The organism is Flavobacterium petrolei, from assembly GCF_003314435.2.
In the GTDB taxonomy this organism is placed as follows: domain Bacteria; phylum Bacteroidota; class Bacteroidia; order Flavobacteriales; family Flavobacteriaceae; genus Flavobacterium; species Flavobacterium petrolei.
Genome location: NZ_QNVY02000006.1, coordinates 67,604 through 87,008 on the forward strand (window position 1 = coordinate 67,604; position 19,405 = coordinate 87,008).

The following is a 19,405-nucleotide window of genomic DNA, read 5'->3' on the forward strand; positions in this document are numbered from 1 at the left end:
CTTTTTAATATTTCTTTGAGTAAAATATAAAGTCCAACCCGTCCAAAGAGACTGAACAAAGCAAAGATGAGGAATTAAATAAACCAAGAAAAACCCGTTTAGGGATTTAGGTATTCACTAAATCCAGTGATAGGGTTTGTCTTTGCGGTTCAGATAGCAATACATCTCTTCCTTTTTGAGTTCGGGAAAGAATTTAAGAGCATTCTCAATGGCATAGTTGGGAAGAAAGAAAATCTCGTCACGGATAGAAGTAATTACTTTTTCACGACCATAAAAACGGACGATTTCGTCAATTTGATCCTGACCTCCACGCTCAACAATACGGGCAATTACCATTTTATATCCTCCATCCCAGTCTATACTGTCGAATCTAAAATCCCAGAAGAATTTAGGGTGAAGATTAGGTATATGTTTGGTTAATGGCTTCATTGTTTTTTTAATTGGTGTAGTATCAAATATAAGTATTTTTTGCTTAATTACCTGCAAAATCCTCTATTTTTGTTGGGATTAATCGGTAAATCCTGGCTTTCTGATTTAAATTTATACAAAGGATTTTTTACTGCCAGTTCCAGCCGTTTTTGGATAATTTTCCAGTTTTGCTCTTTTTCTTTCAGCATATCTATACCTTCAAAGGTACTAATCTTGTCATATGTATTCAGACCTATGGAAGCCCAGTAGGGATCCTTATCGTATTTTCTCTGATAGGCTTGTAGGTAGAACTTTAATGGTTCTCGTTCAAGCATAAAGTACATGTCAACAAAATCCTTGTACCTGTCTCCGCTCTGATGAATCGCATGGAGTTTCATTGCTCCAATATCTTCATTGGAAATCATGCGGACTCCTTCAGCTGTTTCCACGGAATTCAGAAGAGGGTAATTGTGTGTAACAATATCGACTTTTATATCATCGATGTAGGTAAGAACAGTGTTCGGGAAGAACTGGCTTTCCTTTTCATTTACATCGTAAGTGTCATGCAGATATTTGAGCATCATCTGCGAATTAAAAGTTTTTGTTGTAAAAAGATCTAGATCCACTGATAAGCGATGTCCCAGTCGTAAGGCTAACGCCGTACCGCCGACCAATATATAGTCTTTCAATTTTTCATCTTTCATAAGCCTTTGGAGAAGTTCCCACATCTCCTTGCTAACTGTTTCTTTGTAGAGCATAATTTCACGTTTCTCATGAAATTAATCCCGAAAGCGAGGCACTCTTAGAAAGGGTCCTGTCGTGGCTTTGTTTGACGGAAGTTGTCCTTAAGGCGAAAATCAACATGCGGAAATAGTAAGCCAAATGCTTCCATATTCTCCAATATCCAGAGGTCATTACTAATGATAAAGTATATTGGTTTTTAAATTGTTTAAACGAAACCAGTAATAACGGTAATGGAAAGCAACGGCAAAACCACCCCGCATAAAGGAGGCAGGCATCCCAAGAAAGATCCCGCCGTTCACCGCTATTCTATAAGCCTTAGTGCTGAGGAAAATGCACGATTCCTTTCTCTCTACGAAGCTTCACGCATGGATGTTATGGCACATTTTATTACGGCATGTATTTTCCAAAAAGCAATTACGAACGTAACGGTTGACAAGGCAACCATGGATTACTATATGCGCCTGACTACCCTATTCGGACAGTTCAGGGCTGTAGGAACCAATTATAACCAAGTGGTAAAAATACTGTACCGCAATTTTTCCGAAAAGAAAGCCGCAGCCTATCTCTATAAATTGGAAAAACAGACAGCAGAAATGGCGGTATTGTGCCAAAAAATCATTCTACTAACTGAAGATTTTGAAGCAAAACACCTGAAAAAATGATAGCTAAGATAGGAAGAGGAAACAATCTGTATGGCGCATTGGCATACAATCAACTCAAAGTGGAAAAGGAAAATGGGCAGGTTTTGTATACCAATAAGATAATTGAAACTCCTGATGGCATTTACGCCACTAGTCAACTGTTGCGTTCATTTGAACCGTACCTGCTGGCCAATCGAAAGACTGAAAAACCAATATTACATATCTCTCTCAATCCTGATCCGAAGGATAAAGTAAGTGATGAACAATTTGAAAAGCTGGCGCAAAAGTATATGCAGAAAATGGGTTACGCTGAACAGTCTTTTGTGGTATTCAAACATACTGATCTTGAGCGTACCCATATTCATATCGTATCAGTTTGTGTGGATGAAAATGGCAGGAAAATATCGGATAAATTTGAAAAAAGGCGTTCGATGGATGTCTGTCGGGAATTGGAAAAACAATTCTGCTTGATATCGGCTATCGAGAAAAAGCAAAATCCACAAAATCAAATATTCAAACCCGTTGATTATAAGGCTGGTGACATAAAGAGCCAGATGGCTTCGGTAATCCGTAATTTGCCAAAGTATTACAAATTTGAGGGTTTCGGCACCTACAATGCCCTGCTTTCCCTTTTCAATATTACAGCCGAAGAAGTCAAGGGTGAATTTAATGGAATCCCAAAACAAGGACTGGTATATTTTGCATTAAATGAAAAGGGAGAAAAAGCAAGCAATCCTTTTAAGGCTTCGTTGTTCGGTAAACAGGCAGGATATGTTAATCTTCAACAACACTATGGGAATTCCAGAGAATTATTGAAAAATGAGCCATCCAAACCTTTGCTTAAGACAACCATTGAGATGTGCTTGCAGACGGCATCGGATGAAAAAGAATTCAAAAAACGGTTGTTGGAACGAGGTATTAATACCGTTGTAAGACGAAATACGCAAGGCAGAGTTTATGGAATAACCTTTGTTGATCATAGTTCAAAATCCGTGTGGAATGGTTCGCAATTAGGCAAAAACCTTTCGGCTAACGTTTTCAATGACTGGTGGAATAATGGCACTAAAATAGAGCAGCCTGTACAGGGAAATGGTGTTTCAAAGAACAATACGACTATAAATGAAGATGTCAAACAATCACACAAGCTGTTTGACTTTTTGGTTAAGGAAAATATGTCCTATAGCCACGAAGAAAATAACCTTATTGAAGTCTTTGGAGGGTTATTATCCATTGGAAAAGCAGAAGACTATGATGAAGAATTATTTGCCAACCAAACGAAAAAGAAAGCCAGACGCAAAAAAAGATAGTGCATACTATCAATTTTAATCGCCAGCCTTTTTGTTGATTCACGACAAAGGAGTGATTCATCAAATTGGCTGTACCAACTCTTTTTAAAAACAAAGACTGTCCCGACGATAAGGAGGGATTGTCTTTGTTTTTTTACAACTGTTTCTAATATTGCTTTGAGACTAATGCAGCCAAAGAGTTCCTAGGTGAGACTGTAATTACTCCTAAGCTGTCAGATGGGTTAAATTCATTGGCTCATTAAAAAATATTGTTTTAACAAAAGGCAAAGGAGGTACAAAATGAAACAGGAATTTATCAAACAGACTGATGTAGAAGAATATATCTTAAAAAATTATGAAGATATAGAACGGGAAAAAGAACAAAAATTCGTAGATTTAATGATTGAAATTATTGTATCATTAACATTGAAAGAATTATATGAAGAGGGCGATTAGATATTTAAGATTTAGTCAATTAGGGCAAAGTAACGGCTCGATTGAAAGACAGGAATTGTATACCGATCAATACCTGCAATATAATAATATACAGTTGGTGGATTCCTTCATTGACAGGGGTAAAAGTGCCAAGACTTTTGACCGTCCAGATTTTATAAAATTACAGGCATTCATTGCAAAACATTATAAATCAGTAGATTACCTTCTTGTAGACCAGCTTGACCGCTTTAGCAGGGATGCTGGTGAAGCTATGAGTTTGGTCAAACAATTTCAAAAAAAATACAGTATTCAGATTATCAGCGTAACTGAAGGGATCGTTTTTGATTATGATACACCGGGAAGCTTTTTCCGAGCAGGCTTACAATTGTTGCTAGCTGAAGAAGACAATATCAACAGGAGTATAAAAGTGCGTGGCGGACTCTATACAGCCCGTGCAAAAGAAGGTCGCTTCCTTACTAGAGAAAAACCTTTCGGCTACAGCAAGGTTGGAGAAGGAAAACAGCGCCACCTTGAAGTAAATGAGATAGAAGCTAAAATTGTCAAAACAATTTATGATATGTATCTGCGTGATGTGCCGTTATATAAAATCAAAGAAATAGCTTATCAATCAGGTTTTGACAGGAAAGGCAACATGGCTATTGATCGTGTGCTTGCAAATCCTGTTTATGCAGGGCTTGTAAGGGTTGAGCCGTTCAAAGATCTGCCGGGAGGTCTTTTTCCAGCCATTCATGAGCCAATAGTTGATAAGACAACATGGACAATGGTACAGTCCAAAATGAAGAAAGTTGATAAAGTAAAGGTAGTTATCGATGATGAAATACCGCTACGGGGCGTTGTAAAATGCCATTGTGGAACTCCGCTTACTGGTGCGCCTTCTCGTGGTAAATCTGGAAAATACTTCTACTATTATAAATGCAAGCATTCAAAACATAACAATATAAGTGCAATCAAAGCACATGAGCAATTCTTAAACGTCTGCGATCTCATGAGCGTTCCCGAAAGACAGATTAAAGAGATAAGAGATGGCAGTTACTCCTCAATTGAACAGGAAGTAAAGGCAAACAAGAAAAAAGTAGCAGACAAAAAACATGAGCTGGAGGGAGTACAGCAGCTATTAAATGCAGTAGAAGAAAAATGGTTTAGAGACGAGATAAACAAGGATACCTACGAAAGATGGTATTCAACCTACAGTGACCATATATTGACCATTACAGCAGCAATAGAAAGACTTAGCCCAAATCAAGGGAAGGCCTTCGAAATTTTAGACCGTAATCTGGATTTATTGGGTGATATCAAACATGTCTACACGAGGTCAGATACTTTGCAAAAGCGTGAGTTTGTAAAGATGGTGTTCAATGGTAACTTATACTACCAAGAGGGTATATATCGAACACCTACAATTTTAGATATATTTTCTCATAATGCCAGTAAAATGGAGGAAAAGGGATGTCTTATATACAAAAAAAAGAGGGAAAACCTTTCGGTAATCCCTCACAGTGGGCGATGAGGGGTTCGAACCCCCGACCCCCTCGGTGTAAACGAGGTGCTCTGAACCAGCTGAGCTAATCGCCCTAAACAATTTGGTTACTTTCGTTTCCGTTATTGCGTGTGCAAATATACGACTAGAATTGGTATTTGCAAGTAAAAAAATAAAAAAATTATAAAATTTCTGCGACTACAAATGTACTTCCTCCAATGTATATAAAGTCAGTGATCTCTGCATTTTTTAGTGCTTTTTGGTAAGCTTCTGAAACAGAATTGTATACTTCTCCTTTTAGTTCGAAACTGGTAGCTTTTTGTTTTAAAATTAGAACATCAAGACCGCGAGGAATATTTGGTTTACAGAAATAATAAATTGCTTTTTTAGGGAATAAAGGCAGAATTTCATCTAAATCTTTGTCATTTACTACTCCCAAAACAACATGTAAAGTATCAAAATCTTCTTTCTGGATTTGTTTCAATACAATTTCCAGTCCATTTTTGTTGTGTGCAGTATCGCAAATAACTTTTGGAAATTCTCTTAATTGCTGCCATCTTCCTTGAAGTCCTGTATTTTTCATCACATTTAATAAACCTGATTTTATATTCTCCGGAGTGATTTTAAATTCATTTTGTTCGTTTAAAACTTTGACAGTTTGTAAAACAGTTTTTTTATTATGAATTTGATAATCACCAATTAAGTCAGAAGAATAGGTTTCTGAAATTAAATCAGCAGCAAAATAAATTTCCGAATTGCATTCTTTGGCTTTAACCAAAAAGACAGGTTTTGTTTCAGTAGTGTATTCGCCAATAATTATGGGAATATTTGGCTTTATAATTCCTGCTTTTTCAAATGCAATAGCTTCAAGCGTGTTGCCCAAAAATTGTGTATGATCCAATCCTATATTGGTAATCACCGAAACTAATGGAGTGATGATATTGGTGGCGTCCAATCTTCCTCCCATTCCCACTTCAATAACTGCGATGTCTACTTTTTCTTTGGCGAAATAATCAAAGGCTAAACCAACGGTCATTTCGAAAAAACTCATGTCATTGGATTCAAAAAAAGTTTTGTGTTCATTGATGAAATCAGTAACAAATTCTTCAGATATATCCTTTCCGTTAATTTTTATGCGTTCTCGAAAATCCTTTAAATGTGGTGAAGTGTACAATCCAACTTTATAACCCGCTTCTTGAAGTATGGATGCCAACATATGTGAAGTGGATCCTTTCCCGTTAGTTCCTCCAACATGAATACACTTTATTTTTTCTTGTGGATTATCAAGATGGGCTATAAGTAAATGCGTGTTGGTTAAATCTTTCTTATAAGCTGAAGCGCCCTGAAGTTGGTACATCGGGAGTTGGTTAAACATCCAATTTATGGTTTCCTGATAGTTCATTTTTGTAATAAAATAGTAGTTGTTTAAAATATTTTTCGTTTTTTTTAGTTTAATAGTACATCGAAAAGTATCTTTAGTGCAAAATTGAAATAATTTTTAGAATTAATGATTAAAATCCAATAATATTATATGTTTAGTTTTATACAATTACAGGCCGACACCATTACCAACGCTGCTTCAAACGTAGTTATTGAAAAAATTGCTCCAAATGCCGAAATATCCACTTTGGGATTCCTTTTAAAAGGTGGTGTGTGGCTTATCCCAATCGGGATTCTATTATTTTACACGTTTTACTTGATTATTGAACGCTATTTATACATTAGTAAAGCATCAAAAATTGATACTCTTTTGATGCGCGATGTTCGTGATAATCTCAATTCCGGAAATCTGGATTTGGCGCGATCAATCGCTGAACGGAACAGTACCGCTTCAGGGAATATTATCAAAGAAGGAATTCTGGTTATTGGAAGACCTATTGTTGAAATCGAATCGAATATGGATCGTGCAGCCGATATCGAAATAGGGGAAATGGAAAAGCATTTAGGACATTTAGGACTTATTGCAGGAATTGCACCTACACTTGGATTTGTTGGAACTATTTCCGGAGTTATCAAAATATTTTATAGTATTTCAGTTACTGAAAATATCAGTATCGGTAATATTTCCGGAGGATTGTACGAGAAAATGATTAGTAGTGGTGCTGGATTAATCGTTGGTATAATCGCGTACAGCGGCTATCATATATTAAACGGCAAGATTGATAATTTTGCTTTAAAAATTCAGAAACAAGTACTTGAATTTGTAAATATTATTCAAAGATCTTAATATGTCTATAAAAAGAAAAAGAAGATTTCATGCTGAGGTCGCGACTTCTTCATTAAGTGATATTATGTTTTTCCTGTTGTTGTTTTTCTTGATAATATCAACATTGGCGAATCCTAATGTTATCAAGATGACGTTGCCAAAAGCACAATCCAACGAGAAAACAAACAAGCAGTACATCAGTTTATCTGTCACAGAGGATAAAAAATTCTACATAGACAAGCAAGCAGTTTCCTTTGAAGAATTGGAAACAACCTTGATGTCTAAGATGGATTCATCAAAGGACCAAACTGTTATTGTTCGTATTCCGTTCAATTTACAAGTACAGGATTTAGTTGACGTACTGCAAATAGGAGTGAAGAACAATCTAAAGTTTGTGATTGCTACTAGTCCCAAGTAAAAGTTATTACTAGTTTTTATATAGCATTTGCATTATTTGGGCGTGACCACAATAGAAAAAGGAGCTGATCAACTTTATGCTGATCAGCTCCTTTTTCTATTCCGGTCGGGCTATCCGCAGTACTTCGGTACTTGCTCCTATCCCTCACGCAAATTAGTAAAACATCAAATTCTTGAGTAGTCATTGCGAGGTATTCTTGAAAATAAAAAAGTGACGTTTCTAATTGTTCTAATTCAAATTGAAATTGTAAACAATCTTACCGACTTGTTTTTCTGGTGCATCGCTGCTGGCATCCCATCTGGTATTCATCGCAGCAATTCTAGCTTGGTCTAACAAACATTTTGCAGTATTTGTAGTTCCTTTTACGCCGGCAACTGCATTTACAGTTCTTCCGGTTCTGTCTACAGAAACTTCTACGACTACTTTTCCTTGTTCATTACATGTATATTTTGGTGCAGGTTTAGATAATGCTTTTCGGTTTCCTAAAGAATATCCAACGCCTCCGCCAGAACCGCTTCCGGTTCCTCCTCCGCTTCCAGAACCATAACCGCTACCAGTTCCTATTCCTGTTCCAGTACCATTTCCACCGCCCGTTCCTCCACCAGAACCACCTGTTCCGTAATACCCGTTAGAACTTAAGCTTCCGTTAGATTTTCCTTTGTTTCCGGCTGCTTTGTCATCGCCATCGCCACCTTTATTAGAACCTTTTAATATGCTGGATAAAGCATCATTTGTATTGTTAGAAACTTTAGGTTTTACAACGACTGGTCTCGTTTCTTCTTTTACAACGACTGTTGGTTTTTTAGTTTTTTCTTTCGTCGGAATCACAACGCTTTCTTCAGTGCTGTTTTCCTGAGATAAGATAGCTTCCTCTGGAGTTGATTTTGCTGGCGTTTGTCTGGTTTGGTTTTTTACTTCCAAAACTTCACTTTTATAATTCGCACCTGAACCGAAATCGCTATCGCCAAAATTTACCGTAACGCCACCGCCTCCTCCGCCACCGGCAAGTTCATCCATGTTTGCAGGAGGCCAAAATCGGATGAAAAATAAAATTAACAACATTGTCGCATACAAAACAATGGATATTGCTAATGATTTCTTTTGATCTGATGAAATGGTGGAGCTCATTTGTATTTTAAATTTTAAAAAGTGTATTATTAAAAAACGTTGAAAAGTACTAAAAATTGTCAAGAGTAAAAAGCGACTACCGGAATATAAATAATATTGCTTTCACTTAGAATTAGAAATAAGAACTGGGATTAAGTAGATTTTAAAATCTGCTTAATCCCAGTTCCGGTAAATAGTTATAAATACTATTTGTTTTAAGTAAGCTGCTTCAATGCGATTTCGAAAGCAGTGGCACTAATATTTGTTTTACTTGGATTTAAAGCATGTGCTTTTTCAATGGCTTTTTTGATAATTTCTGAAGTGTCTTGAAAAATAGCTTCATCTGTCATTTGTACTTTCTTTTCCATAAAGTAAGCAAAAACACGAGCCATACCGCAATTAGAAATGAAGTCAGGAATTAAACTTACTTTGTGGTCGACATCTTCCATAATTGGACCAAAAAAGATTTCCTTATCAGCAAAAGGTACATTTGCGCCACAAGAAATTACCTCAAGACCATTAGTAATTAAACTGTCAATTTGTGATTGAGTTACCAATCGGGAAGCGGCACACGGAGTGAATATTTCAGCACCAATGGTCCATATTTTTTGATTGATTTCTTCAAAAGGAATCATATCTTTTGAAACCAGTTTATTTCCGTCTTTTGCAAGAAATAAAGCTCTTATTTCTTCAAAAGAGAATCCTTCTTCGTTGATTAATCCGCCATCTCTGTCGATTATACCAATTACTTTAGCACCCATTTCCGCTAAGTAAAATGCAGCAGCCGATCCTACATTTCCAAAACCTTGTACAATTGCTTTCTTCCCTTTTACATCTCCACCATAAATGGTGTAATAATTACGTACGGCTTCGGCAACGCCATAACCGGTAATCATATCGGCAACAGTATATTTTCTAGAAACATCAGGTGAGAATTTTGGATTTTCAATCACTTTCACCACACCTTGACGCAATTGTCCAATTCTATTGATTTTGTCGGCTTCTGTTGGTTTGAAGTGACCGTTGAAAACGCCTTCTTGCGGATGCCAAACACCACACTCTTCCGTCATTGGAATCACTTCGTGAATTTCATCTACATTCAAATCACCGCCAGTTCCGTAGTAACTTTTCAATAATGGAGAAACGGCTTTATACCAACGTTGTAAAACGCCTTTTTTTCTTGGATCATTTGGGTCAAAATTAATTCCAGATTTAGCGCCGCCAATTGCAGGTCCAGAAACCGAAAATTTCACTTCCATGGTTTTTGCCAAAGACAAAACTTCATTCATATCCAACCCTTTTCTCATACGTGTTCCACCACCGGCAGCACCACCACGTAGTGAATTGATGACTGTCCATCCTTCAGCTTCCGTTTCAGCATCTTTCCAATGGAAAACTATCTCAGGTTCTTTATTTTCGAATTTCTTTAATAAATCTTTCATTTGTTGCGATATGTTTAATTTTGGCAAATATAAAAAATAGAATAATGCGAATTTGATTTTTTTAGGTATTATTTACCAGATGCGTTTTAGTCAAAAAAAGCTATCAAGATTTACCTAATAAGTCATTTTTAAGTTTTTCATCAACCGGTTTGTTAGAAAGCCAAATCCCGAAAAATAATTTTTTGAATTCAAATCCTGGAATTTTTCCTTCATATCGGTCATTTTTAAATACCCAAAGGGATTCATCCGCAGAATTATATATGAGGTTAAAAGCATCGTCCTTAACCGTTTTTTCCTTATTAAGAAGTGATTCAAGCATTGCTATTTGAGATTTGAAGTTTGCAAGGTTACCATCACCAATTGATTTCACCAAACCCTTGTTAAGGGATTTTGAAAGTTTGTCTGAAGTAACCATTGATGATGTAATTTGTAATCTAATTGCCATCTCTGAATTACTTTCAATAATTCTTTCCGCATCTTGTGAAAGTTCAGATAGGTATAGCGCTTGAACATAAACGTCAACCCACATTTTAGATCTTATGCCAACACCGTTTAGCATCAACTGCCTTTGTTTGAACTCAATAGTTCTAGGTAAAACAACTCCTTCAACTTCAATTTGTTTTTGTGCGGATACGTGACTTACCTGCACAGATAGTACAAACAAGAAAAGTAATAATAGATTTTTCATAGTATAACTGATATAAATTTTAGCAAAACTATCATTTATTTTTTTAGAAGTCAAAAAATACTTTTTTAAGTAGAGATTGTCTAATTCTCTTTTTGATTTTATTATGCCATTACATTGATTTATAAATAGTTACGATAAAAATTAATTTGTAGGAGTAGTTCTCTTATGCATTTGATAATATTTATCATGTTAGTTTCACCTTGGGCTGCAAAAAGGTCGAATAGACTAAAGTAATAAGTTATTTTGTTTAATGTTGTTATGTTGAAACTGACGGTCATCTTTTCTGAAAAAAAATGCAAACTGTAGCGTAAGTTATTTAATTACCTGTAAGGCTATTAGGTTTAACACCTTAATAAACTGCAGAAAGATTTTGGATTTATATTTTACAATAAATAATTAAGATAAAAAGTGTGTTCCGTAGGGAGTGTTTTCGTTGTGTTTTTATTCAACTTTACATTTTGTCGTTAAACATAGGCTAAATTTACGAAATCGTTTGAAATCTGATATTAAATAATTACTTTTGACCACAAATTTAAGAACATTTAATTTACAACAAAATATGGATTTTAATCTAACCGAAGAGCATTTAATGATTCAGCAGGCCGCTAAAGATTTTGCTATAGCAGAATTATTACCGGGTGTTATTGAACGTGATGAACATTCAAAATTTCCAACGGAGCAAGTGAAAATGATGGCCGATTTAGGTTTTATGGGAATGATGGTAGATCCTAAATATGGTGGATCTGGTTTAGACAGTATTTCCTATGTTTTGGCTATGACGGAAATTGCAAAAGTTGATGCTTCTGCGGCTGTGATCATGTCTGTAAACAACTCTTTGGTCTGTGCAGGTCTTGAAAAATATTGCAATGAAGAGCAAAAAATGAAATATTTAGTGCCACTAGCAAAAGGAGATGTGATTGGCGCTTTTTGCTTATCAGAGCCTGAAGCAGGAAGTGACGCTACTTCTCAAAAAACAACAGCAATAGATAAAGGCGACCATTATTTATTAAACGGTACAAAAAACTGGATTACTAACGGATCAACTGCATCCACTTATTTAGTTATTGCTCAAACTGATATTGAAAAAGGACATAAAGGAATCAATGCTTTTATCGTAGAGAAAGGTTGGGCCGGATTTGACATTGGACCAAAAGAAAGAAAAATGGGAATTCGTGGAAGCGATACGCATTCTTTAATGTTTTCAGATGTAAAAGTTCCGAAAGAAAATAGAATAGGTGAAGATGGATTTGGATTTGCTTTTGCAATGAATGTTTTAAACGGCGGAAGAATTGGAATTGCATCTCAAGCGTTAGGAATTGCGACAGGTGCATATGAAATTGCTTTGAAGTATTCGCATGAGAGAAAAGCATTTGGAAAAGAAATTTTCAATCATCAAGCCATTGCATTCAAACTGGCTGATATGTATGTGAAAGTAACTGCCGCAAAATTATTGGTAATGAAGGCGGCTTGTGAAAAAGATGAAGGTAAAGACATTGCGCACTCTGGTGCTATGGCAAAATTATACGCTTCTGAAATCGCTTTAGAAGTGGCTAATGAAGCCGTTCAAATTCACGGTGGAAACGGTTACGTAGCTGAATATCATGTGGAACGTATGATGCGAGACTCTAAAATCACACAAATTTATGAAGGAACTTCTGAAATACAACGAATTGTAATTTCAAGAGGATTGATTTCGTAAAGAGAACAAAATAGTTGTTTAAGCCCTTTCTAATTTCGGTTAGAAAGGGTTTTGTTTTTTTAATACATTTACGAAAATAAATTTTTATGTACGAAGATTTAAAATATTGGTATTTGCGCGATCACAAATTATTTAGAACATTGAGTTTTGGACAAATCAAACAATTGTGTATTATTACTGGTTTTAAAAAAGCGCAGAAAGGCGAAATCATCTATTTTTCTTCATCGGATTTACCAAGAATTTTTTTACTGAAAAAGGGAAACATAAAGATTGTTGCAATTGATGAAGACGGAAACGAAACTATAAAAGATATTATTCAAAAAGGAGATTTATTTGGAGAGCTGACTTTGGAAGCTGATGGCCAGTCCAATGAATATGCAAAAGTACTTTCAGATGATGTGGCTATTTGTAGTTTTCTAATGTCGGATTTTGAAGATTTATTGCTTCGAAATCCAAGTCTGGCGTTGTCTTACACCAAGTTTGTAGGTCTAAAGATGAAACGCATTAAGAACAGCTATGCTAATCTGATTTCCAAAGATGCCAAAACCAGATTGTTTCAGTTCCTAAAAGATTGGGCTGAAAAAGAAGGTGTAAGGACTGAAAATACAGTTGTTATTGAGAATTACCTGACCCAAAACGATATGGCGCAAATTATATGTACTTCCAGACAAACGGCGACTCAATTGCTCAATGAAATGGAGACCAATGGAACTATTGTTTACAGCAGGAAAGAAATTATTATTACGGATATTCGTAAACTATAATTATTTTACTGGAACTGTAACATAGCCGACAAATGTTTTCGAAATAGCATAGTAGTTTTACAACTTCAAAAATGTAATATTATGAAAAAAATAATTTGTCTGGCTTTATTTGCAATTGGATTATCCGTTCATGCTCAAAATGACTTGCCAAAACAGGCAATAGAAATTGCTCCATTACTTATTGGAGAAAAAATTCCTTCAATCACTTTAAAATCTGTAGATAATACAGATGTTGATTTACTGGAATTAATCAGTAAAAAAAGGACGGTTTTAGTTTTTTACCGCGGTGGTTGGTGCCCGTATTGTAACGCTCATTTAGCAGCCTTGGCTGAAGCCGAAAAAGAATTATTAGATTTGCGATATCAAATCATCGCTATAAGTCCTGATGCTCCAAAAAGCTTGAAAGTTACAGATGATAAAGAAAAATTAAATTATGTATTATTGTCAGATAGTGTAGGCGAATTGTCGAAAGCAGTTGGTATTGCTTTTGAAGCTCCAGAAAATTATAAGGCTACAATAGCTAAAGGTTCTGATGGTGTGAATAATTCTTTTTTGCCTGTTCCGGCGGTGTTTATTTTAAATGTAAATGCTGAAATTGAATTTGAACACATCGCCCCAAATTTCAAAAATAGAATTTCAAATGATTTGCTGATTGCTGTTGCAAAGTCTTTAAAAAAATAATCATGAAAAATCTGCTGTTTATTTTGACCATATTGTTTACTATTCCTTGCTTCGCGCAAAAGGAAAGCAAACGTCTAACTCATTTTAATGTTGAGAAAAATGTAGCTATTCAAGGATATGATCCTGTGGCTTATTTCAAACAAGGAAAAGCAGTCAAAGGGAAAAAAGAAATCACAACATCGCATGAAGGTGTGGTTTATTATTTTTCGATGCCAGTTAATAAAGAATATTTCTTGAAGAATCCTTCGAAATTTGAACCTCAGTATGGTGGTTGGTGCGCTTTTGCGATGGGCGACTCTAATGAAAAAGTGTCTGTAAATCCGGAAACTTTCAAAATTAGTAATGGGAAGTTGTATTTGTTTTACAATGCTTTCTTTAATAATACATTGAAAAGTTGGAACAAGAATGAATCTGGATTGATGTTGAAGGCCGATGTAAACTGGAATAAAATAGTTAAATAAAAAAATAGAAATCATGAAAGTATCTCTGTTTTTCTGGTTGCTGAGACTTGCGGTAGCAGTAATTTTATTGCAAACACTATACTTTAAATTTACTTCTAGTGAAGAATCGGTTTATATTTTTTCTGCTTTGGGAATCGAACCTTATGGAAGAATTGGTACTGGAATTGCCGAGTTGATTGCGGTTATTTTGATTTTAATACCAAGGACTTCGTTATTTGGTGCTATGATGGGTTGCGGCGTTATGGTTGGTGCAGTTTTTGCTCATCTGTTTCTGCTTGGCATTGAGGTTAAAAATGATGGTGGCACACTTTTTATTTTGGCACTAATTACCTTTCTTTGCTGTGTTATTTTAGTTTTTAAGGAGAGGACTAGATTGATGAATTTGTTGAATTAAAACTTTAATATGTTAATACCTTCTATAAATAATAGTTTGAACGAACTAATTGATTTGCTGAATCAATTGTCTCAAACAGAATATTCAAATTCTTGTATGGAATTAAGCAATGCGACTATTGGGGAGCATACAAGACATATTATTGAAATGTTTCAGTGTTTAGAAAATCAATATGGTTTAGGTGTTGTGAATTATGATAAAAGAGAACGAAATATTCGAATTCAAACGGATACTGCTTTTGCTATTAAAAACATCCTATTGATTCAACAAAATTTAGATAAACAAAATAAAAATATCGAGTTGTTGCAGGTTATTGATGGAGAGGAAATCCGAATAGAAAGTAACTATTTCAGAGAATTATTGTATAATTTAGAACATTGTATTCATCATCAGGCGCTTATAAAAGTGGCTATTTTACAATGTGAAACAGTAACAATTGACCCTAATTTTGGCGTTGCTCGCTCTACCATAGAATACAGAAATCAATGTGCACAGTAAGTTTTGTAGCAACGAATGATAAAATTATCATTACCTCCAATCGGGATGAAAAAATAGTAAGACCGAGTGCAATACCACCAAGAAGTTATACCGTAAATGGAAAAAATCTTATTTTTCCAAAGGATCCCAAAGCAGGAGGAACGTGGTTTGTAGCTAATGCTGATGGAGTAATTTTGGTGCTTTTAAATGGTGCCGATGAAAAGCATGAAGTACAGCTTCCGTATCGAAAAAGCCGAGGCTTGATTGTTTTAGACATGATCAGCAGCTTATCGCCAAAGGATTTCTGGAACGCAATTGATTTGGACAACATAGAACCTTTTACGTTAGTCTTATTCCAAAACAACGATCTTTTTCAATTGCGCTGGAACGGAAAAGAAAAACGAACAACTCCTTTGGATATTCATCAAAATCACATTTGGTCTTCATCGACTTTGTATTCCTCATCGATTCGTGAAAAACGCGCCGACTGGTTTCATACTTTTATGGATGGAAATTCTGAAATTTCCGAATCAAAAATGCACGATTTTCATCGCTACACCGAAGAAGAAAATGATGAAAATGGTTTGGTCATCAATAGAAATGAGGAGATGAAAACGTTAAGTATTACGCAAGCGGTTATTGAAAAAAATAAAGTAGTTATATTGCATTACGATTTGATTGCGCAACAGGATTTTTCGACCTCATTTATCACCGTTTAAAAAACAAACATTGACCCGAGTTATGACGAACAGGCGAAGTAAACTATTTTTTCATAAAATTACGCATTGGGAATATTGGCCTTTCCAGATTGTTTACATTCCTATTTATTTTTTATGGTCTTATTATTCGATCAAGGCAAAATCTATTTTTTTCTTCAATGCCTCTAATCCAACCATAAAAAATGGTGGTTTTATGATGGAGTCCAAAAAAGAAATCTACAATTTGATTCCACAACAGTATTACCCAAAAACGGAATTAATAAAAGAAGGAACTGCTCTTGAAGATGTTTTAAATGTGATTGAAGCAGTGAAAATAAAATATCCTTTAATTGCAAAACCAGATATTGGACTGCGAGGATCTGGGGTCAAAAAAATTAACACCGTTCAGGATTTAAAAGAATATGCTGAAAAAGCTAATTTCGATTATGTAGTGCAGGATTTAATTCCGTACGAGAATGAAGTTGGGATTTTTTATGTGCGTTATCCTCATCAAAAAACCGGCAGAATAACAGGGATAGTTTCGAAAGAATTTTTGATTATTACTGGAAACGGATTCTCTACGGTAGAAGAATTAATCAAAGAAAATCCGCGATACGAATTGCAATTAAAGGTTTTGAAACAGGAATACGGAAAAAAACTACTCGATATTCTTCCAAAAGGGGAAAAATTGAATTTGGTACCTTATGGGAATCATGCACGAGGTGCAAAATTCATTGATGGAAGTCATTGGATAACACCAAAATTGACACAAACTATCAACGAAATGTGTCTCCAAATCCCAGGTTTCTACTTTGGCAGATTGGATGTAATGTATACTACAATTGAAGAATTGGAACAAGGATTAAATTTTTCAGTGGTCGAACTTAATGGCGCTGCAAGCGAGCCTACCCATATTTATGACCCAAAACATTCTTTGTTTTTTGCATGGAAAGAACTTGCGCGTCACATTACGTATATGTATGAAATAAGTGTCGCAAACCATAAAAATGGGGCTCCATATTTACTGCATAAAGAGGGTATGAAGGAATATAGAATGCATTTGGAACAAAGCAATAAAATTGTAAATTTCTAAAATCATGAAAGCATTAAAGAACATTTTTGTTGGTTTTTTAGTGAGCTTTATCGGTTCGATACCATTAGGATATTTGAATGTTATAGGTTTTGAAATCTATTCAAAACTAGGTATGAATAGTTTGATTTTGTTTTTGTTAGGAGTTATTTTTGTGGAGATGTTTGTAATTTATTTTACTTTAATTTTCGCAAAGCAATTAGTTAACAATAAAAAATTAATGAAGATTATTGATTTTTTCGCTATTTTCTTCCTGTTGATAATAGGCTATTCTTTCTATGCAAGTGCTAATCAAACAATGGATCAGCAAGGTGTTTTAGAAAAATATGCGATGTATTCGCCCTTGTTAATAGGTGTTTTTTTGAGTGCAATCAATTTTCTTCAAGTGCCATTTTGGACCGGTTGGAATCTGTATCTGATCAATGGTAATTATATATCCATTGTAAATACACTCAAACTGTATTATATTGCGGGGACTTTAATAGGTACATTTGTCGGAATGTTGAGTTTGGTTCTGATATTGAATGTTTTAGCTAAAAACACAGCAAGTTTTTTTAAATATATAATTCCAATTGTAATTCCATCATTTTTTGTGGTTTTAGCTTTTTTTCAAATAGTTAAAGTGTGCAAAAAATATTATCGAGAAAGAGTCTGAATATAAAAGTTAATGCTAAATTATATCATTTTACTAACCAAAAATCCGCTTTAATTATGAAAAAAGTTTTTCTGTTACTTCCATTTCTTTTCTTGTGCTGCAAACCAATTTCTTCGGTTGTGACTGAGACCACAACAAGTGAACCGCTGTCAATCGAGTATAAAGTAAAAGAAAATGATGTCGCTAAAACATTAAAATATTTAGCTTCAGATGAATTAGAGGGAAGAGAAACCGGAAAAGCAGGAATGGTAAAAGCGGCGGATTATTTAGAGCAGTTTTTCAAGGATAACAATGTAAAGCCTTATTTCAAATCGTATCGCGATACGTTGACAACTTTTAAGGAAACTGCCTTCAATGTTGTAGGTGTTGTTGAAGGAAATGATCCGGTTCTAAAGAATGAATTTATAATTTTAAGCGCACATTACGATCATATTGGTTTGGATAAAAATGGGGTAAACGGTGATTTTATAAATAACGGAGCCAATGATGATGCTTCAGGAACAACTGCAGTTGCTGAAATGGCAAAATATTTCAGTACCGCTAAAAATAATAAACGAAGTATTCTTTTTGTATTTTTTGCTGGAGAAGAAAAAGGGCTGTTAGGCTCTAAACATTTGGCCAAAAAATTGAAAGCACAAGATTTTAAATTGTATGCGCAGTTCAATATTGAAATGATTGGTGTGCCAATGAAAAGAGATTATCTGGCTTATATAACGGGTTTTGACAAATCTAATATGGCAGATAAAATCAATGGATATACTGGGAAAAATACGATTGGTTTTCTTCCAAAAGAAGCCGAATATAAATTATTTTACAGATCCGATAACTATTCTTTTTACGAACTTTTTAAAGTGCCTTGTCAGTCTGTGAGTACGTTTGATTTTGAAAACTTTGAATTTTACCATCATGTTTCTGATGATTTCAAAGCGATGGATATTGCGCACATAACTTCGTTTATTCAGGAGTTACTACCGGCTGTATCGCAAATGGCAAATTCGCCAACACAAGAAATCATAATGCTCAAATAGTTGAAGAAACTGCCTTTTTCATATCATACGCCAAAATGAAGTATTCATTATTATTGAATTGAAAATCCCCAATAATGGTCCATTTTAGTTTTTCGGTATGCGCTTTTGTAGACGGGATATTTACTTTGTTGATAAAGGTCAAAGCCAATGGGTATTTTTTAACAACGTGTTTTCTCATGAACTCAAACAGCGGTGTGATCAACCCCTTTCCTCTATAATCTTTGTGAATGCATATAGGTCCATATTGAAAACTATTGGTCGTGGTGATGTCAAAATCTAAAAAAGTAAGTTCTGGGAACAACGAACTCATGTAATTGAAAATCGGCCATTGTTTGAAAAAATCCCAACTTCCGGCAAAAATGTAAGCAATGACTTTGTTGTTGTCTTTGGCAATAAATAAGTTGTTTTCATGGATAACTTCTGTTAGTTGCGCGACGGTAAATGGTGTAGTAACAAAGCCCGAAGCTTTTTCTTCTTCGGATAGATTAGCTACAAGGTACAATTCCTGTAGTGCCAATACGCCATCAATATCAATTATTTTTGCAGTTTCGAATTGTATGCTTTCTGTCATTTTATGAAAATTCA

24 protein-coding genes and 1 tRNA gene are annotated in these 19,405 nt (G+C 35.0%); 16 read left to right on the forward strand and 9 right to left on the reverse strand.

Going from position 1 to position 19,405, the window contains the following annotated elements:
* Positions 1-117: 117 nt before the first annotated feature.
* Both DR871_RS14720 and DR871_RS14725 read right to left on the reverse strand, forming a co-directional pair.
* Entirely contained in the window at positions 118-429 is a 312-nt protein-coding gene (locus DR871_RS14720; RefSeq protein ID WP_099713498.1) for a DUF6922 domain-containing protein, read from the reverse strand.
* Between the two features lie 47 nt (positions 430-476).
* The gene (locus DR871_RS14725; RefSeq protein WP_113666920.1) at positions 477-1,166 is read right to left on the reverse strand and encodes a nucleotidyl transferase AbiEii/AbiGii toxin family protein; all 690 of its coding nucleotides are present in this window, start codon (positions 1,164-1,166) and stop codon (positions 477-479) included.
* A 216-nt stretch (positions 1,167-1,382) separates the two neighbouring features.
* Between DR871_RS14725 and mobA the strand changes: the two genes are divergently transcribed.
* The 4 genes from mobA to DR871_RS14740 all read left to right on the forward strand — a co-directional run bounded on the left by mobA (position 1,383) and on the right by DR871_RS14740 (position 5,042).
* Positions 1,383-1,814 (forward strand): conjugal transfer protein MobA, encoded by a 432-nt coding sequence (mobA, locus tag DR871_RS14730; RefSeq protein ID WP_113666921.1) that lies wholly within the window; start codon positions 1,383-1,385, stop codon positions 1,812-1,814.
* Positions 1,811-3,100: a conjugal transfer protein MobB gene (gene mobB, locus DR871_RS14735; RefSeq protein WP_113666922.1), complete on the forward strand. Its 1,290-nt coding sequence runs from the start codon at positions 1,811-1,813 to the stop codon at positions 3,098-3,100. Before mobA ends, mobB begins: the two co-directional genes overlap by 4 nt.
* A 279-nt stretch (positions 3,101-3,379) precedes the next feature.
* Positions 3,380-3,535 carry a hypothetical protein gene (locus tag DR871_RS16460; protein ID WP_165355347.1) on the forward strand — a complete coding sequence of 52 codons (156 nt, stop codon included), beginning with the start codon at positions 3,380-3,382 and terminating at the stop codon, positions 3,533-3,535.
* Positions 3,519-5,042 carry a recombinase family protein gene (locus DR871_RS14740; RefSeq protein ID WP_113666923.1) on the forward strand — a complete coding sequence of 508 codons (1,524 nt, stop codon included), beginning with the start codon at positions 3,519-3,521 and terminating at the stop codon, positions 5,040-5,042. The genes DR871_RS16460 and DR871_RS14740 overlap by 17 nt, the downstream gene beginning before the upstream one ends.
* Here the strand turns inward: DR871_RS14740 and DR871_RS14745 are convergent.
* Both DR871_RS14745 and DR871_RS14750 read right to left on the reverse strand, forming a co-directional pair.
* Positions 5,033-5,107 (reverse strand) — tRNA-Val (locus DR871_RS14745). The two genes, DR871_RS14740 and DR871_RS14745, sit on opposite strands and share 10 nt — an antisense overlap.
* An 86-nt stretch (positions 5,108-5,193) precedes the next feature.
* On the reverse strand, positions 5,194-6,414 hold the full coding sequence (locus DR871_RS14750; RefSeq protein ID WP_113666924.1) for a bifunctional folylpolyglutamate synthase/dihydrofolate synthase: 1,221 nt from the start codon (positions 6,412-6,414) through the stop codon (positions 5,194-5,196).
* Positions 6,415-6,543: 129 nt separating this feature from the next.
* Here DR871_RS14750 and DR871_RS14755 point away from each other — a divergent pair, with 129 nt between their 5' ends.
* Entirely contained in the window at positions 6,544-7,239 is a 696-nt protein-coding gene (locus DR871_RS14755) for a MotA/TolQ/ExbB proton channel family protein (protein WP_091173488.1), read from the forward strand.
* 1 nt (position 7,240) lies between these two features.
* The gene (locus tag DR871_RS14760; RefSeq protein ID WP_091173492.1) at positions 7,241-7,636 is read left to right on the forward strand and encodes an ExbD/TolR family protein; all 396 of its coding nucleotides are present in this window, start codon (positions 7,241-7,243) and stop codon (positions 7,634-7,636) included.
* A gap of 16 nt (positions 7,637-7,652) precedes the next feature.
* On the opposite strand, the gene DR871_RS16465 is transcribed toward DR871_RS14760, so the two are convergent.
* The 4 genes from DR871_RS16465 to DR871_RS14775 all read right to left on the reverse strand — a co-directional run bounded on the left by DR871_RS16465 (position 7,653) and on the right by DR871_RS14775 (position 10,927).
* Positions 7,653-7,820, reverse strand: coding sequence for a hypothetical protein (locus DR871_RS16465; protein WP_165355348.1), 168 nt, complete (start codon positions 7,818-7,820; stop codon positions 7,653-7,655).
* A gap of 44 nt (positions 7,821-7,864) precedes the next feature.
* Positions 7,865-8,764, reverse strand: a complete 900-nt coding sequence (locus tag DR871_RS14765; protein ID WP_113666925.1) for an energy transducer TonB — start codon at positions 8,762-8,764, stop codon at positions 7,865-7,867.
* A gap of 194 nt (positions 8,765-8,958) precedes the next feature.
* A complete protein-coding gene (locus tag DR871_RS14770; protein ID WP_113666926.1) occupies positions 8,959-10,185 on the reverse strand; it encodes a Glu/Leu/Phe/Val dehydrogenase dimerization domain-containing protein in 1,227 nt (408 codons plus the stop codon).
* A gap of 103 nt (positions 10,186-10,288) precedes the next feature.
* The gene (locus DR871_RS14775) at positions 10,289-10,927 is read right to left on the reverse strand and encodes a chalcone isomerase family protein (protein WP_317125694.1); all 639 of its coding nucleotides are present in this window, start codon (positions 10,925-10,927) and stop codon (positions 10,289-10,291) included.
* Between the two features lie 505 nt (positions 10,928-11,432).
* On the opposite strand from DR871_RS14775, the gene DR871_RS14780 reads away from it, so the two are divergent.
* The 10 genes from DR871_RS14780 (at position 11,433) to DR871_RS14825 (ending at position 18,820) form a co-directional block, all read left to right on the forward strand.
* Entirely contained in the window at positions 11,433-12,572 is a 1,140-nt protein-coding gene (locus tag DR871_RS14780) for an acyl-CoA dehydrogenase family protein (protein ID WP_113666928.1), read from the forward strand.
* Between the two features lie 86 nt (positions 12,573-12,658).
* The gene (locus DR871_RS14785; RefSeq protein ID WP_113666929.1) at positions 12,659-13,336 is read left to right on the forward strand and encodes a Crp/Fnr family transcriptional regulator; all 678 of its coding nucleotides are present in this window, start codon (positions 12,659-12,661) and stop codon (positions 13,334-13,336) included.
* An 81-nt stretch (positions 13,337-13,417) separates the two neighbouring features.
* Complete coding sequence (locus tag DR871_RS14790; RefSeq protein WP_113666930.1) at positions 13,418-14,017, forward strand: peroxiredoxin-like family protein; 600 nt, start codon at positions 13,418-13,420, stop codon at positions 14,015-14,017.
* Between the two features lie 2 nt (positions 14,018-14,019).
* Positions 14,020-14,478: a YHS domain-containing (seleno)protein gene (locus tag DR871_RS14795; protein ID WP_113666931.1), complete on the forward strand. Its 459-nt coding sequence runs from the start codon at positions 14,020-14,022 to the stop codon at positions 14,476-14,478.
* Positions 14,479-14,491: 13 nt separating this feature from the next.
* Positions 14,492-14,872, forward strand: coding sequence for a DoxX family protein (locus DR871_RS14800; protein WP_113666932.1), 381 nt, complete (start codon positions 14,492-14,494; stop codon positions 14,870-14,872).
* A 9-nt stretch (positions 14,873-14,881) separates the two neighbouring features.
* Entirely contained in the window at positions 14,882-15,370 is a 489-nt protein-coding gene (locus DR871_RS14805) for a DinB family protein (protein ID WP_113666933.1), read from the forward strand.
* Entirely contained in the window at positions 15,358-16,068 is a 711-nt protein-coding gene (locus tag DR871_RS14810; protein ID WP_113666934.1) for an NRDE family protein, read from the forward strand. Before DR871_RS14805 ends, DR871_RS14810 begins: the two co-directional genes overlap by 13 nt.
* Positions 16,069-16,090: 22 nt before the next feature.
* On the forward strand, positions 16,091-17,140 hold the full coding sequence (locus DR871_RS14815) for an ATP-grasp domain-containing protein (protein WP_113666935.1): 1,050 nt from the start codon (positions 16,091-16,093) through the stop codon (positions 17,138-17,140).
* A gap of 4 nt (positions 17,141-17,144) precedes the next feature.
* The gene (locus DR871_RS14820) at positions 17,145-17,792 is read left to right on the forward strand and encodes a hypothetical protein (RefSeq protein ID WP_113666936.1); all 648 of its coding nucleotides are present in this window, start codon (positions 17,145-17,147) and stop codon (positions 17,790-17,792) included.
* A gap of 56 nt (positions 17,793-17,848) precedes the next feature.
* Positions 17,849-18,820, forward strand: a complete 972-nt coding sequence (locus DR871_RS14825) for a M20/M25/M40 family metallo-hydrolase (protein ID WP_113666937.1) — start codon at positions 17,849-17,851, stop codon at positions 18,818-18,820.
* Here the strand turns inward: DR871_RS14825 and DR871_RS14830 are convergent.
* Entirely contained in the window at positions 18,813-19,391 is a 579-nt protein-coding gene (locus DR871_RS14830; protein ID WP_113666938.1) for a GNAT family N-acetyltransferase, read from the reverse strand. The genes DR871_RS14825 and DR871_RS14830 overlap by 8 nt on opposite strands.
* Positions 19,392-19,405: the final 14 nt, after the last annotated feature.

What these genes read in the sequence shown, in the direction of transcription:
- DR871_RS14720 (WP_099713498.1), bottom strand. Translation starts at nt 429, where the DNA reads ATGAAGCCATTAACCAAACATATACCTAATCTTCACCCTAAATTCTTC.
- DR871_RS14725 (WP_113666920.1), bottom strand. Translation starts at nt 1,166, where the DNA reads ATGCTCTACAAAGAAACAGTTAGCAAGGAGATGTGGGAACTTCTCCAA.
- mobA (WP_113666921.1), top strand. Translation starts at nt 1,383, where the DNA reads ATGGAAAGCAACGGCAAAACCACCCCGCATAAAGGAGGCAGGCATCCC.
- mobB (WP_113666922.1), top strand. Translation starts at nt 1,811, where the DNA reads ATGATAGCTAAGATAGGAAGAGGAAACAATCTGTATGGCGCATTGGCA.
- DR871_RS16460 (WP_165355347.1), top strand. Translation starts at nt 3,380, where the DNA reads ATGAAACAGGAATTTATCAAACAGACTGATGTAGAAGAATATATCTTA.
- DR871_RS14740 (WP_113666923.1), top strand. Translation starts at nt 3,519, where the DNA reads ATGAAGAGGGCGATTAGATATTTAAGATTTAGTCAATTAGGGCAAAGT.
- DR871_RS14750 (WP_113666924.1), bottom strand. Translation starts at nt 6,414, where the DNA reads ATGAACTATCAGGAAACCATAAATTGGATGTTTAACCAACTCCCGATG.
- DR871_RS14755 (WP_091173488.1), top strand. Translation starts at nt 6,544, where the DNA reads ATGTTTAGTTTTATACAATTACAGGCCGACACCATTACCAACGCTGCT.
- DR871_RS14760 (WP_091173492.1), top strand. Translation starts at nt 7,241, where the DNA reads ATGTCTATAAAAAGAAAAAGAAGATTTCATGCTGAGGTCGCGACTTCT.
- DR871_RS16465 (WP_165355348.1), bottom strand. Translation starts at nt 7,820, where the DNA reads ATGACTACTCAAGAATTTGATGTTTTACTAATTTGCGTGAGGGATAGG.
- DR871_RS14765 (WP_113666925.1), bottom strand. Translation starts at nt 8,764, where the DNA reads ATGAGCTCCACCATTTCATCAGATCAAAAGAAATCATTAGCAATATCC.
- DR871_RS14770 (WP_113666926.1), bottom strand. Translation starts at nt 10,185, where the DNA reads ATGAAAGATTTATTAAAGAAATTCGAAAATAAAGAACCTGAGATAGTT.
- DR871_RS14780 (WP_113666928.1), top strand. Translation starts at nt 11,433, where the DNA reads ATGGATTTTAATCTAACCGAAGAGCATTTAATGATTCAGCAGGCCGCT.
- DR871_RS14785 (WP_113666929.1), top strand. Translation starts at nt 12,659, where the DNA reads ATGTACGAAGATTTAAAATATTGGTATTTGCGCGATCACAAATTATTT.
- DR871_RS14790 (WP_113666930.1), top strand. Translation starts at nt 13,418, where the DNA reads ATGAAAAAAATAATTTGTCTGGCTTTATTTGCAATTGGATTATCCGTT.
- DR871_RS14795 (WP_113666931.1), top strand. Translation starts at nt 14,020, where the DNA reads ATGAAAAATCTGCTGTTTATTTTGACCATATTGTTTACTATTCCTTGC.
- DR871_RS14800 (WP_113666932.1), top strand. Translation starts at nt 14,492, where the DNA reads ATGAAAGTATCTCTGTTTTTCTGGTTGCTGAGACTTGCGGTAGCAGTA.
- DR871_RS14805 (WP_113666933.1), top strand. Translation starts at nt 14,882, where the DNA reads ATGTTAATACCTTCTATAAATAATAGTTTGAACGAACTAATTGATTTG.
- DR871_RS14810 (WP_113666934.1), top strand. Translation starts at nt 15,358, where the DNA reads ATGTGCACAGTAAGTTTTGTAGCAACGAATGATAAAATTATCATTACC.
- DR871_RS14815 (WP_113666935.1), top strand. Translation starts at nt 16,091, where the DNA reads ATGACGAACAGGCGAAGTAAACTATTTTTTCATAAAATTACGCATTGG.
- DR871_RS14820 (WP_113666936.1), top strand. Translation starts at nt 17,145, where the DNA reads ATGAAAGCATTAAAGAACATTTTTGTTGGTTTTTTAGTGAGCTTTATC.
- DR871_RS14825 (WP_113666937.1), top strand. Translation starts at nt 17,849, where the DNA reads ATGAAAAAAGTTTTTCTGTTACTTCCATTTCTTTTCTTGTGCTGCAAA.
- DR871_RS14830 (WP_113666938.1), bottom strand. Translation starts at nt 19,391, where the DNA reads ATGACAGAAAGCATACAATTCGAAACTGCAAAAATAATTGATATTGAT.